This is a genomic window from Streptomyces sp. NBC_00670, assembly GCF_036226765.1.
Lineage (GTDB): Bacteria > Actinomycetota > Actinomycetes > Streptomycetales > Streptomycetaceae > Streptomyces.
This window is the reverse complement of record NZ_CP109017.1, coordinates 3,098,162-3,111,220: the sequence shown is the minus strand read 5'-3', so window position 1 is coordinate 3,111,220 and position 13,059 is coordinate 3,098,162. Positions and strand designations below refer to the sequence as shown.

The window sequence follows — 13,059 nt, the reverse complement described above, 5'->3', positions numbered from 1 at the left end:
ACCGTGCACCCTCGACTGTAGGGGGCGCGTGCGGCACCTGTGGCAGATGTGACCCTAAGTTGTCCTAAGAGTCATCAGATCGCTGACCCCGTGTCCAGCCCGCTGAACTCTGCTACAGACCATGCCCTTTCGGGACTTCCCGGCCGGATCCACGGTCAGATCCACGTGTCCAGCCACATCCGTGAGCGCCAGTCCTCGATGGGGATGGCGTTCCCGGTGAACAGGGGCCAGAAGTAGATGAAGTTCCACGCGATCAGCAGCACCAGCGCGCCCGCCCCCGCCGCGCCCGCCACCCGGCGGCGCTCCGAGGCGCCGGGCGGCCCCAGGATGCCGCCGATCATCATGGCCACCGCCAGGCACAGGAACGGCAGGAAGACCACCGCGTAGAAGAGGAAGATCGTGCGGTCCTGGTAGAGGAACCACGGCAGGTACCCGGCCGCGATGCCGCAGGCGATCGCGCCCGCCCGCCAGTCGCGGCGGAACGCCCAGCGCCACAGCACGTAGAGGATCGCCAGGCAGGCCGCCCACCACAGCAGCGGGGTGCCGATCGCGAGCACCTCGCGGGCGCACTTCTCGGTCGCGTCGGCGGGGCAGCCGTCCTGGCCGGGGGAGGGCGACTCGTAGAAGTACGAGACCGGGCGCCCGAGGACGAGCCAGCTCCAGGGGTTGGACTGGTACGTGTGCGGCGAGTGCAGGTTGACGTGGAACTCGTAGACCTCGTGCTCGTAGTGCCACAGGCTGCGCAGCCACTCCGGCAGCCAGGTCCAGCCGCTGTTCCTGCCCGCGCCGGTCGCCCAGTCGCGGAAGTAGCCGCCGTGGCCGTTGTCCGGGGAGAGGATCCAGCCGAGCCAGGAGAGCAGGTACGTGACCAGGGCGACCGGGACGGTGGCGAGGAACGCCAGGCCGGTGTCGCGCTTGAGGACGGTGAGGTAGGGCCGCTCGGCGCCCGCGACGCGGCGGGTGCCGACGTCCCACAGCACGGTCATCACGCAGAACGCGACCATGACGTACAGGCCGTTCCACTTCGTGCCGATCGCCAGGCCCAGCATCAGCCCGGCCGCCCAGCGCCAGGGCCGCCACCCCAGGCGGGTGGTCTCGGCGATGTACGCGTCCGGGCGGACCCTGCCGTCCGGATCCGCGGGCAGCGCGGCGGCCAGCCGTTCCCGTGTCCGGTCCCGGTCGAGGACCAGACAGCCGAACGCGGCCAGCACGAAGAACATCAGCACGCCGTCGAGCAGCGAGGTACGGGCCATCACGAAGGCGAGGCCGTCCACCGCCATCAGGGCGCCCGCCAGGCAGCCGAGGAAGGTGGAGCGGAACAGCCGGCGGCCGATGCGGCACAGCAGCAGCACCGCGAGGGTGCCGAGCAGCGCGGTCATGAACCGCCAGCCGAACGGATTGAACCCGAACAGCAGCTCGCCCAGGCCGATGACGTACTTGCCGACCGGCGGATGCACCACGTACGCCGGGTCCGTGGGGATCGCCACATGGCCGTCGTGCTGGAGGATCAGGTCGTTGGCGTTCTTCGCCCAGTTGGCCTCGTAGCCGTTGTGGACCAGCGCCCAGGCGTCCTTGGCGTAGTACGTCTCGTCGAATATCACCGCCCGGGGGCTGCCCAGGTTCCAGAACCGGATCACCCCGGCGAACAGCGTCACCAGCAGCGGGCCGCCCCAGCCGGACCAGCGCCGGATCCGGTCGGCGAGCCCGGGAGCCAGCCCGAGCGTGGCCCACAGCCGCGGGCCGGGCTCGGCGAACGGCGGCACGAGCCGGGTCCGTACGTCGGTGCCGACGGCGGCGGCCGGGGCGGCGGCACCGCCCGGTGGGGCCGCGTAGCCGAAACGGCGCAGCCGCTGCTGCCACGCGTGCTGCCGGTCCTGGGCGGCCGGGCTCTGCCGGGTGTCCGTGGAGGACGCGGTACTGGTCACCGCGCCATCGTAGGGAACGGCGCTGTGTGAGTCCCGTGCAACCACGGATCGACGGCGTGCGGGGGCGGCCCGCGCGGCCCCGGGGCCCTGGGAGGATGGGGGAGTGACTGGAACTCTCGTACTCGCCGGCACGCCCATCGGTGACGTGGCCGACGCCCCGCCCCGGCTCGCCCAGGAACTGGCCTCGGCCGACGTCGTCGCCGCGGAGGACACCCGGCGGCTGCGCCGGCTCACGCAGGCCCTCGGGGTGCAGCCGGCGGGGCGTGTCGTGTCGTACTTCGAGGGCAACGAGAGCGCCCGGACGCCGGAGCTGGTGGAGGCGCTGGTGGGCGGCGCCCGGGTGCTGCTGGTCACCGACGCGGGCATGCCGTCGGTCTCCGACCCCGGGTACCGGCTGGTGGCGGCGGCCGTGGAGCGGGACGTGCGGGTGACGGCGGTGCCGGGGCCGTCGGCGGTGCTCACCGCGCTCGCCCTGTCCGGGCTGCCGGTGGACCGGTTCTGCTTCGAGGGGTTCCCGCCGCGCAAGGCGGGCGAGCGGCTCGCCCGGCTGCGGGAGGTCGCGGACGAGCGCCGCACCCTCGTCTACTTCGAGGCGCCGCACCGCCTCGACGACACGCTCGCCGCGATGGCGGAGGTCTTCGGCGCGGAGCGGCGGGCGGCGGTCTGCCGCGAGTTGACCAAGACGTACGAGGAGGTCAGGCGCGGCGGCCTGGGCGAACTGGCGGCGTGGGCGGCGGAGGGGGTGCGCGGGGAGATCACGGTGGTGGTCGAGGGCGCGCCCGAGCGGGCGGCGGAGGCGCTGGACGCGGCGGAACTGGTGCGGCGGGTGCGCGTCCGCGAGGACGCGGGCGAACGCCGGAAGGAGGCGATCGCGGCGGTCGCCTCCGCGGCGGGCGTCCCGAAGAGGGAGGTCTTCGACGCGGTGGTCGCGGCGAAGCACGCGGCTGGTTAGGGGGCGTGCGGCTCCGCCGCGGGGGTGCGCGCCTGCGAGCTCGGGCGTGCGGGTGTGTGGGCGGGTGCGGCTACGTCGTGGCCGGTCGCGCAGTTCCCCGCGCCCCTGAAGGTTCGGGGTGCGGCCTGTCGCGGATGCTCGCGCCCACGCGGCGGAGCCGTACATGTCACAGCCCCGCGCCCCTGAAAAGCTCGGGGTGCGGTCCGTCGCGGATGCTCGCGCCCACGCGGCGGAGCCGTAGATGTCACAGCCCCGCGCCCCTGAAAAGCTCGGGGTGCGGTCTGTCGCGGATGCTCGCGCCCACGCGGCGGAGCCGTAGATGTCACAGCCCCGCGCCCCTGAAAAGCTCGGGGTGCGGTCCGTCGCGGATGCTCGCGCCCACGCGGCGGAGCCGTACATGTCACAGCCTCGCGCCCCTGAAAACTCGGGGGCGCCCCCCGTTTTTAAGGGGCGCGGGGAACTGCGCGAACAACCACGACGCACCCGCACCCGCCCACGCACCCGCACCCCCCGAGCTCATAGGCGCTCCACGCCCACCCCGACCCCCCCCAACCCCCGGAGGGATCACGCGCCCAACCGCGAACCACAGTGGGGCCACGGCGCCGAACCCCGGTGGACGTACAGCCTCTTCGCCCGGTACGTCTGTTCGTCCGCCGGCGCGGACTCCGGGCGGCCCTGGCCGCCGAGGTCGTGCCAGGTGCGGACGTCGAACTGGTAGAGCCCCCCGTACGTCCCGGACGGATCCACCGCGTCCGCACGGCCCCCCGACTCGCACTGCGCCAGCGCGCCCCAGTCCAGCCCCTCCGCCCCCGCCACGGACGCCGGCAGCGGCCGGGTCCCCACCCGCACCACCCTCGGCTCCGGCTGCCGCACCACCTCCGTACGCAGATGCCGCGGGGTCTGCCGGACCCCGTTGACCGTGCGGACGCCGTACGTCACTCGGCGCACGCCCGCGCGCCCCGCGCTGTCCACGACCTCCGTGCCCCGGAACAGCGTCGGATCGTCCGTGCGCCGTTCCTCGAACGGGATCGGCTCCTCGCGCACCTCCCGGTGCCCCCGCACCCGCAGCACGGTCACCGTCTGCCCGTCCCGGGGGAAGCTGTCCGGCGCGACCGACGTCGTGTCCTCCCCGTGCAGGGCGACCCCGGCCTGCGCCACCGCCTCCCGCACGGTCGCCGCGTTCGTGCGCACGTGCCGCTCGCGGCCGTCCGCCATGACCGTCACCGTCCGCTCGGTGCGCACGTCCAGCGCGAGCCCCTCGCGCCCGATGCGCCGGGAGCGCGCGACCGACAGGTACGCGCCCTCCACCCGCACCCCCAGCTCCCGCAGCGCCCCCTCGACCGTGCGCGCCGTCGTCCACACCCGGTGGTGCCGCCCGTCGAGCGTGAGCCGCAGGGGCCGCCCGTGCCGTACGTCGATCTCGTCACCGCTGCTCAGCGCGGTGCCGGGGGCGGGGACGACCAGGTCGTGGGCGCCGGTGTCGAGGCCCTGCTCGGCGAGGAGCCCGGTGACGTCGTCGGCGAAGGTGTGCAGGGTGCGCCGCTCGCCGTCGACGTTCAGCTCGACCGCCTTGTCCTTGGCCACGAACGCCGTCGTACCGCCCGCGAGGAACGCGACGACCAGCGCCTGCGGCACCAGCCGGCGCACGGCGTCGGGACGCGCCGGGGGCTTGCGCCGGGCGCCCCGCCGCGGGGCGGGAACGTACAGGGGGGCGTACGGGGAGGTGTTCACGACGACGCGCTCCGAGGTGTGCTGGTCCGGACCGGGCCAGCGCAACCTAACGGGAGCGGTCGTCGCTCTCCCGCACGACACGAACACGGAGCGTGGCGACGGGTGTTCGTGTCGTGACCCTCCGCAGTCAGTACGTACTGTTATCGCCGCCGAGCGGCCGACGACCGCCCCAGCAACCGACAGCCCGCGCTCAGTAGCCGAACGCCCGCGCCGTGTTCGCCGCGATCGCCCCGGCCAGCGCGTCCTCGTCCGTCCCCCGCACCTCGGCCATCGCGCGCAGCGTGACCGGCACGAGGTAGGGGGCGTTGGGACGGCCCCGGTAGGGCGCCGGGGTCAGGAAGGGGGCGTCGGTCTCGACGAGGACCAGCTCCAGCGGGGCCACGGCGAGCGCGTCCCGCAGGTTCTGGGCGTTCTTGAACGTGACGTTGCCCGCGAACGACATGTAATACCCGTGCCGGGCGCACTCCTCGGCCATCGCCGCGTCCCCGGAGTAGCAGTGGAAGACCGTGCGCTCGGGGGCGCCCTCCTCCTTCAGCAGGCGCAGCACGTCCGCGTGGGCGTCGCGGTCGTGGATGACGAGCGCCTTGCCGTGCCGCTTGGCGATCTCGATGTGCGCGCGGAAGGACCGCTCCTGCGCGTCCTTGCCCTCCGGGCCGGTGCGGAAGTAGTCGAGCCCGGTCTCGCCGACGCCCTTGACCTGCGGAAGGGCGGCGAGACGGTCGATCTCGGCGAGCGCGTCGTCGAGGGCGGCGTCCCCGCCGGGCTCGCGGGCGGCCTGCCGGGACCAGCCATCGGGGTCACCGTGGACGATGCGGGGCGCCTCGTTCGGGTGCAGGGCGACGGCGGCGTGGACGGCGTCGTACGCGGCGGCGGTCTCGGCGGCCCAGCGGGAGCCGTTCAGATCGCAGCCCACCTGCACGACCGTGGTCACACCCACCGACGCGGCCCGGGCGAGGCCCTCCTCCACCGTGCCGGACTGCATGTCGAGATGGGTGTGGGAGTCCGCGACCGGCACCCGGAGGGGCTCCGGGAGCGGCGGCGCGGCGTTCTTGTCGGTGTGCGAAGGCATGCACCGATCCTACGAACCGGACTTCCGGGTCCGTCCCGGGTCCGTCCCGAGTCCGTTCGAGTCCGTTCGCTTCCTCAGCTCGTCCGGTGCTGGAAGAGATGCAGGAGGTCGGAGAGGTGCCAGTGGTGGCGCTTCCCGGCAGCGCCGCCGGTGGCCGGCACGTCGGGGACCCCCGTCTCCTGGCGGGGGACGGCCGCGCGGGCGGGCCGGTGCCGCTGTCCGTACATCGGCCGCTGCGCCGACGAGACCCGGCCGGGACGCATGATCCGCAGCACCTGGCCGCCGCAGTTCTGGCAGCTGGGGTGGGACAGCGGCGACGGCACGACGGTGCCGTCGGCCACATAGGTCACGAACATGGTGCCCTCGGCGTCGAGGTGGTGCTCTATCTCGTACGACTGCTCCCAGCCGTGCCCGCAGCGCATGCAGGCGAACGAGTACGACTCGTGGACGACGTCGGTGGCGCGGGCGCCCGTGCCGCCGGTGCGCCCTGCGAACTCTGTCATGCCGGCTCCTCTTGCCTTGTCCGGGGACAAGCGCCCGGCGGATGGCGGCCGCCGTGGGCGTGGGACGGGGTGCCGTCCCTCGTTCCAGTGGATGCCCGGGGACCGTGCCGGGGCACGGAACCTGTCGAAGGTTGGCCCCGTTTTGACCGCTTCGTTGCCGGGTGCGCCCGGCGGTCACCTGGCCCTTTGCACGACCGCGTGGTCGCTTTGCCCCCGCATGGGGCGCCACCGGTCGCACCCGCCCACCCGGCGCGCGCCCCTCACGCGCGTGCCCGCCCCGTACCCTTGTCGCCGTGAGCAACCCCTCCCCCTCCGACCCCCTCCTCGGGCCCGCCGACGTCCGCGAACTCGCGGGCGCGCTCGGCGTGCGGCCCACCAAGCAGCGCGGGCAGAACTTCGTCATCGACGCCAACACCGTGCGGCGCATCGTCCGGACCGCCGAGGTGCGGCCGGCGGACGTCGTCGTGGAGGTGGGACCCGGGCTCGGCTCGCTCACCCTCGCCCTGCTGGAGGTGGCCGACCGCGTCACCGCCGTCGAGATCGACGACGTGCTCGCCGCCGCGCTGCCCGCCACCGTCGCCGCCCGGATGCCGGAGCGCGCCGACCGCTTCACGCTCGTGCACTCCGACGCCCTGCGGGTCACCGCACTGCCGGGGCCCGCCCCGACCGCGCTCGTCGCCAATCTGCCGTACAACGTGGCCGTGCCCGTGCTGCTGCACATGCTCGACACGTTCCCGAGCATCGAGCGCACGCTCGTGATGGTGCAGTCCGAGGTCGCCGACCGGCTCGCCGCCGGGCCCGGCTCCAAGGTGTACGGCGTGCCGTCGGTCAAGGCCAACTGGTACGCGGAGGTCAGGCGGGCGGGCGCGATCGGGCGCAACGTCTTCTGGCCCGCGCCGAACGTCGACTCCGGGCTCGTCTCCCTCACCCGCCGCACCGAGCCGGTCAGGACGACCGCCGCCAGGGCCGACGTCTTCGCCGTCGTCGACGCGGCCTTCGCCCAGCGCCGCAAGACGCTGCGCGCCGCCCTCGCCGGCTGGGCCGGGTCCGCGGCGAACGCGGAGGCCGCGCTGGTCGCCGCCGGTGTCTCGCCGCAGGCGCGCGGCGAGTCCCTGACGGTGGAGGAGTTCGCGCGCATCGCGGAGAACGCGCCGCACGCCCCCCAGACCCCGAAGGATCACGCCCCGCACAAGGAGCCCGGCACCCCGTGAGCGTCACCGTCCGCGTCCCCGCCAAGGTCAACGTCCAGCTCGCGGTGGGCGCCGCCCGCCCCGACGGGTTCCACGACCTCGCCAACGTCTTCCTCGCCGTCGGCCTCCACGACGAGGTCACCGCGACCCCCGCCCCGTCGCTGCGCCTGACCTGCGCGGGCCCGGACGCCGACCAGGTGCCCCTGGACGGCACGAACCTGGCCGCCCGCGCCGCCCTCGCCCTCGCGGAGCGGTACGGCGTCGAGCCCGCCGTCCACCTGCATATCGCCAAGGACATCCCGGTCGCCGGCGGCATGGCGGGCGGCAGCGCGGACGCGGCCGGCGCGCTCGTGGCCTGCGACGCGCTCTGGGGCACCCGGGCCCCCCAGGAGGAACTCCTCGCCCTCTGCGCCGAGCTGGGCAGCGACGTGCCGTTCAGTCTGGTCGGCGGGGCGGCGCTCGGCACCGGACGCGGGGAGAAGCTGCGACCGCTGGAGGTGGGCGGCACGTTCCACTGGGTCTTCGCGGTCGCCGACGGCGGACTCTCCACCCCGGCGGTCTACCGCGAGTTCGACCGGCTGACGGAGGGCACGGACGTCCCGGAACCGGCGGCCTCCGAGGCCCTGCTGTCCGCCCTGGCCAAGGGCGACGCCACGGCCCTGGCCGCCACCCTCACCAACGACCTCCAGCCCGCCGCCCTCTCGCTGCGCCCGTCCCTCGCCGACACCCTGCGCACCGGCCGGGCGGCCGGCGCCCTGGCGGCCCTGGTCTCCGGCTCGGGCCCGACCACCGCCTTCCTCGCCCCGGACCCGGACACGGCCACGACGGTCGCCCACGCCCTGACCGCCTCCGGCACCTGCCGCACGGCCCGCACGACGACAGCACCGGCGCCGGGGGCGACGGTGCTGTCGTGACGGGAGGGGCTCAGAGTTCGTCGATGGCGGTCAGGTCGATGTCGATGTCGTAGGGCGCGGTGAGCTTGACGTGTTCGTGGTGGATGCCCGTCAGCGCGTAGGTCCCGGTGGCCCCACCGCGTTCGTAGACCTGGACGGCGGGGTGGTCCCGCTCACCCGCCATCTCCACCAGCCAGAAGTGCGGAATGCCCGCGGTGGCGTACTTGAGCGGCTTGGTGTCCCTGTCGCGGGCCTCGGAGTCCGGCGAGACGACCTCCACGGCGAGCAGCACATCGGCGGCCTCGAAACGGGTCTGGCGCCTGCTCTTCACGGCGTCGGCCCGCAGCACACAGATGTCCGGCTCGTGGCCGTTGCGCCTGTCGAGTACGACGGTCATCTCGCGGCGGACCCTCAAGTCCGGCGGCGAAGTGCGGCGCAGCCCGTTCACCAGCAGATCGATGGCGAAGGTATGGAAAATTCGCTGCGGACTCACGAAAACCAGGCTCCCGTCGATCAGCTCTGTGTGCGGCGGGAGATCAGGCAGCGTGAACAGGTCGTCCACGGTGTAGCCCCCTGCGGGGGCATCGGCCAGCGGCGACGCTGCTCTACGGACTCGGCGATCATGGTTCCTCCCATGGGCGGGATCCTGCTGCCTGTTTTCCACCGGTAGCGGGCCGTTCGCGCTCACGTCATCACAAAGGGTGACCCGAACCGCACGACCCGTCGCCGCCCCCGCAGGGCCTACGCTTGAAGGCTGGTCGAGTCACCTTCGATCATGTCCCCGTTCAGGAGTGAAATGGCCGTCAACCTCGTCAATGTCGAGTCCGTCAGCAAGGTGTACGGCACGCGTGCGCTGCTCGACGAGGTTTCCCTCGGGGTGTCCGAGGGGGACCGGATCGGGGTCGTCGGGCGCAACGGCGACGGCAAGACCACCCTGATCCGGATGCTCGCCAAGCTGGAGGAGGCCGACACCGGGCGGGTCACGCACTCCGGCGGGCTGCGGCTCGGCGTGCTCACCCAGCACGACTCGCTCGACCCCGCCGCCACCGTCCGGCACGAGGTCATCGGCGACCTGGCCGACCACGAGTGGGCGGGCAACGCCAAGGTCCGTGACGTTCTCACCGGGCTGTTCGGCGGGCTCGACCTGCCGGGCTTCCCGCAGGGCCTGGACACCGTCATCGGCCCGCTCTCCGGCGGCGAGCGCCGCCGCATCGCGCTCGCCAAGCTGCTCATCGAGGAGCAGGACCTGCTCGTCCTGGACGAGCCCACCAACCACCTCGACGTCGAGGGCATCGCCTGGCTCGCCCGCCACCTCCAGGCCCGCCGCTCCGCGCTCGTCTGCGTCACCCACGACCGCTGGTTCCTGGACCAGGTCTGCACCCGCATGTGGGACGTGCAGAAGGGCACGGTCTACGAGTACGAGGGCGGCTACTCCGACTACGTCTTCGCCCGCGCCGAACGCGAGCGCATCGCCGCCACCGAGGAGACCAAGCGGCAGAACCTCGTCCGCAAGGAACTGGCCTGGCTGCGGCGCGGGGCGCCCGCGCGGACGTCGAAGCCGCGGTTCCGTATCGAGGCCGCCAACGAGCTGATCGAGGACGTGCCGCCGCCCCGCGACACCTCCGAGCTGATGCGGTTCGCCTCCTCCCGGCTCGGCAAGACCGTCGTCGACCTCGAGGACGTCACCGTGCAGGCCGGGCCGAAGGTGCTGCTCAAGCACGTCACCTGGCAGCTCGGCCCCGGCGACCGCATCGGCCTCGTCGGCGTCAACGGCGCCGGCAAGACCTCCCTGCTGCGCGCCATGGCCGACGCCGCCGTGACGGAGGGCGAGACACAGCCGGCCGGCGGGCACATCCGCGTCGGCAAGACGGTGAAGCTGGCCTACCTCTCCCAGGAGGTCGCCGAACTCCGCCCCGATCTGCGGGTCCTGGAGGCCGTGCAGCAGGTGCGCGAGCGCGTCGAGCTGGGCAAGGGCCGCGAGATGACCGCCGGTCAGCTCTGCGAGACCTTCGGCTTCAACAAGGAGAAGCAGTGGACGCCGGTCGGCGACCTGTCCGGCGGTGAGCGGCGCCGGCTGCAACTGCTGCGGCTGCTGATGGACGAGCCCAACGTGCTGTTCCTCGACGAGCCCACCAACGACCTCGACATCGAGACCCTCACGCAGCTGGAGGACGTGCTCGACGGGTGGCCCGGCTCGATGGTCGTCATCTCCCACGACCGGTTCTTCGTCGAGCGCACCACCGACCGGGTGTTCGCCCTCCTCGGCGACGGCGCGCTGCGGATGCTGCCGCGCGGGATCGACGAGTACCTGGAGCGGCGCGAGCGGATGGAGAAGGCGGCGGAGGCGGCCGCGGCTTCCGCGTCGGCGGCCACCTCCCCGGCGGAGGGCGCGGGCAGGACCGTCTCCGCGGCCGACGTCCGGGCGGCGAAGAAGGAGTTGCAGAAGATCGAGCGGCAGCTCGACCGGGTCTCCGACAAGGAGAAGGCGCTGCACGCGGCGATCGCCGAGCATGCGACGGACTTCGCGAAGGTCGCCGAACTCGACGCGGAGTTGCGTGACCTCGGCGGTCAGCGCGAGGAGCTCGAGATGCGGTGGCTGGAGTTGGCCGAAGAGGTGTGAGGGGGGGTTCGTTTTCGGCTGCGGGCCCGTTGTGGCCCGTCGGGCAGCCGGCCGTGCCCCTCGGGGCACCGGGGCCGAAGACGTGCACCCTCTGTGTTCGCCCGGTGAAGGCGCGTAACGACACCATCACGGACCGGTCCTCCTCCGGGAACAGGGGGTGACCGGGACGTCGCGTTGTCGTAGGGCGGTGATAGAAAGGGCCGGAGTGAGAATCGTCTGAGAAGCACTGCTGTGGCGGGAAACGATCGCTGTCGGGCTCGGCGTCACGCGGTGAAACAGGGGGGAAGGCGCTGATGACTCAGCCGACGGATCCGCCGCCGCAGGGCGGCAACGGCACACCGCGGGGGCAGCAACCGCAGCCCCCGCAGGGCGGCTTCGGCGCCCCGCAGGACCCGCGCGCGACCCCCGCACCCCCGCCCCAGCCCCCGCAGGCACCGCCCACCCCGCCGCAGACGCCGCCGCAGCCGGGGTACGGCTACCCGCAGCAGCCGGCCGGACCCTACGCGCCCCAGCCCCAGCCGGGGCCGTACGGCGGCGCCACCCCGCCCCAGCAGCCGGGACCGTACGCCCAACCCGGGCCGTACGCGCAGCCGGGACCGTACAACGCCCCCGCCCAGCCGGGCCCCTACGGCACCGCGCCGCAGCCCGGCTACGGCTACCCGCAGCAGCCGCCGAACTTCCCCGGCGCGTCCACGCCGCCGCCCGGTGGTGGCCGGAACCCGTTCAAGGGGAAGCCCGCGATGATCGTCGGCGCCGCCGTGGCGGTGCTGCTGCTCGTCGGCGGCACGGTCTGGGCCGTCACCAGTGGCGGCGGCGGAGACGACGACAAGAAGCCCGTCGCCCGCAAGAGCGGCGGGGCGACGGCCACCGCGAGCGACGCCCCCGTCGACAAGGGCGACGGCAGCGGCGCCGGCGGCGAGGACCCGGAGAACCTCAACGAGGGCCGCAAGGACGGCGAGGCGAAGGTCCTCTGGTACAAGTCGGCCCCCAAGGCGCCGGGCGACGGCGCGGACGCCCCCGGCATGTGGATCACCGACAAGACGGCCGTCAAGGCGGTCTACAAGGAACTGGTGGCCTACGACGTCGGCACCGGCGACGCCTCCTGGGACCCGATCACCTTCCCGCAGAAGATCTGCGCGGTGACGCACCAGAAGACCGACGACAACAAGGTCGTCGTCGCCTACATGAACGGCGTCAGCGACAACGCCACGTGCAACCAGCTCCAGCAGGTGGACCTCACCACCGGCAAGAAGGGCTGGAGCACGAAGGTCGCCGAGGGCGACCTGTTCGACAGCACGCTCTCGCTCGAACTGGCCCTCACCGGGGACACGCTGATGGTCGGCCGCTCGCAGTCCGGCACGGCGTACGACGTCAACTCCGGCAAGAAGCTGTGGGACAAGAAGAAGTACGGCTCCGCCTGCTTCCCCTCGGCGTTCGCGGGCGGCTCGAAGCTGATCGCCGTGTCCTCCTGCGGCGCCACCACCTCCGACGAGCACGACGAGGTGCAGCGGCTCGACCCGAAGACCGGCAAGGCCGAGTGGACGAAGAAGATTCCCAAGGGCTGGTCGGTGGCGCGGACGTACTCCGTCGACCCGTTGGTGCTGTACCTGACCGACGAGGACCACAAGAAGTGGAACATCTCCACCCTCAAGGACGACGGCTCGGTGCGCTCCCAGGTGGACGTGGACGAGTCCTTCGCCCCCGAGTGCGGCTGGGCCATCCTCGAACGTGACCTCCAGGGCTGCACCGGCGTCGCGGCCGACGACGACACCCTCTATCTGCCGACCGAGGCCAAGACCGGCGCCAACGAGATCGTCGCGATCAACCTGGACTCCGGCAAGGAGAAGTGGCGGGTGAAGTCCCCGGCCGAGGCCTCCATGCTGCCGATGCGCACGGAGGGCGGAAAGCTGCTCGCCTACGTCGAGCCGACGTACGAGGCCGGCGGCCGGGTGGTGTCCGTGGCGACGGGCGGCGGCAGCCACAAGCCGAGCACGCTGCTGCAGAACCCGCAGGGCACCGCCGAGATCGAGAACGGCTTCTACTCCCGCGACATCGACTACGTGGACGGCCGCTTCTACCTCTCCACGGCCCGGCTCACCGGCAGCACCGAGACCAAGCAGAAGCTGATGCTCGCCTACGGCAAGTGAGCGGTCCGCGCGGGTCCTCGAGGACCCGC

Annotated in this window: 9 protein-coding genes and 1 pseudogene; 5 read left to right on the top strand and 5 right to left on the bottom strand. The window is 73.0% G+C overall.

Annotated elements, in window-relative coordinates:
* Positions 1–155 precede the first annotated feature (155 nt).
* Entirely contained in the window at positions 156–1,925 is a 1,770-nt protein-coding gene (locus OIE12_RS13740; protein WP_329135153.1) for a dolichyl-phosphate-mannose--protein mannosyltransferase, read from the bottom strand.
* A gap of 103 nt (positions 1,926–2,028) precedes the next feature.
* Here OIE12_RS13740 and rsmI point away from each other — a divergent pair, with 103 nt between their 5' ends.
* Positions 2,029–2,877 carry a 16S rRNA (cytidine(1402)-2'-O)-methyltransferase gene (rsmI, locus tag OIE12_RS13735; protein ID WP_329135151.1) on the top strand — a complete coding sequence of 283 codons (849 nt, stop codon included), beginning with the start codon at positions 2,029–2,031 and terminating at the stop codon, positions 2,875–2,877.
* Between the two features lie 564 nt (positions 2,878–3,441).
* Here the strand turns inward: rsmI and OIE12_RS13730 are convergent.
* From OIE12_RS13730 to OIE12_RS13720, 3 genes are all read right to left on the bottom strand, one after another.
* Positions 3,442–4,653: a ubiquitin-like domain-containing protein gene (locus tag OIE12_RS13730; RefSeq protein WP_443053817.1), complete on the bottom strand. Its 1,212-nt coding sequence runs from the start codon at positions 4,651–4,653 to the stop codon at positions 3,442–3,444.
* Between the two features lie 145 nt (positions 4,654–4,798).
* Positions 4,799–5,677, bottom strand: coding sequence for a TatD family hydrolase (locus OIE12_RS13725; RefSeq protein ID WP_329135147.1), 879 nt, complete (start codon positions 5,675–5,677; stop codon positions 4,799–4,801).
* 74 nt (positions 5,678–5,751) lie between these two features.
* Positions 5,752–6,180, bottom strand: a complete 429-nt coding sequence (locus OIE12_RS13720; RefSeq protein ID WP_329135145.1) for a hypothetical protein — start codon at positions 6,178–6,180, stop codon at positions 5,752–5,754.
* 293 nt (positions 6,181–6,473) lie between these two features.
* On the opposite strand from OIE12_RS13720, the gene rsmA reads away from it, so the two are divergent.
* Both rsmA and OIE12_RS13710 read left to right on the top strand, forming a co-directional pair.
* A complete protein-coding gene (gene rsmA / locus OIE12_RS13715; protein WP_329135143.1) occupies positions 6,474–7,391 on the top strand; it encodes a 16S rRNA (adenine(1518)-N(6)/adenine(1519)-N(6))-dimethyltransferase RsmA in 918 nt (305 codons plus the stop codon).
* Positions 7,388–8,284 (top strand): 4-(cytidine 5'-diphospho)-2-C-methyl-D-erythritol kinase, encoded by an 897-nt coding sequence (locus OIE12_RS13710; RefSeq protein WP_329135142.1) that lies wholly within the window; start codon positions 7,388–7,390, stop codon positions 8,282–8,284. Before rsmA ends, OIE12_RS13710 begins: the two co-directional genes overlap by 4 nt.
* Positions 8,285–8,294: 10 nt before the next feature.
* Here OIE12_RS13710 and OIE12_RS13705 read toward each other — a convergent pair.
* A pseudogene (locus OIE12_RS13705) lies at positions 8,295–8,899 on the bottom strand (Uma2 family endonuclease).
* Positions 8,900–9,059: 160 nt separating this feature from the next.
* Here OIE12_RS13705 and OIE12_RS13700 point away from each other — a divergent pair.
* Together OIE12_RS13700 and OIE12_RS13695 are read left to right on the top strand one after the other, a co-directional pair.
* Positions 9,060–10,883 carry an ABC-F family ATP-binding cassette domain-containing protein gene (locus tag OIE12_RS13700; protein WP_329135140.1) on the top strand — a complete coding sequence of 608 codons (1,824 nt, stop codon included), beginning with the start codon at positions 9,060–9,062 and terminating at the stop codon, positions 10,881–10,883.
* Positions 10,884–11,176: 293 nt separating this feature from the next.
* Positions 11,177–13,030, top strand: coding sequence for an outer membrane protein assembly factor BamB family protein (locus OIE12_RS13695; protein WP_329135138.1), 1,854 nt, complete (start codon positions 11,177–11,179; stop codon positions 13,028–13,030).
* Positions 13,031–13,059 lie beyond the last annotated feature (29 nt).

What these genes read in the sequence shown, in the direction of transcription:
- OIE12_RS13725 (WP_329135147.1), bottom strand. Translation starts at nt 5,677, where the DNA reads ATGCCTTCGCACACCGACAAGAACGCCGCGCCGCCGCTCCCGGAGCCC.
- OIE12_RS13695 (WP_329135138.1), top strand. Translation starts at nt 11,177, where the DNA reads ATGACTCAGCCGACGGATCCGCCGCCGCAGGGCGGCAACGGCACACCG.
- OIE12_RS13720 (WP_329135145.1), bottom strand. Translation starts at nt 6,180, where the DNA reads ATGACAGAGTTCGCAGGGCGCACCGGCGGCACGGGCGCCCGCGCCACC.
- OIE12_RS13700 (WP_329135140.1), top strand. Translation starts at nt 9,060, where the DNA reads ATGGCCGTCAACCTCGTCAATGTCGAGTCCGTCAGCAAGGTGTACGGC.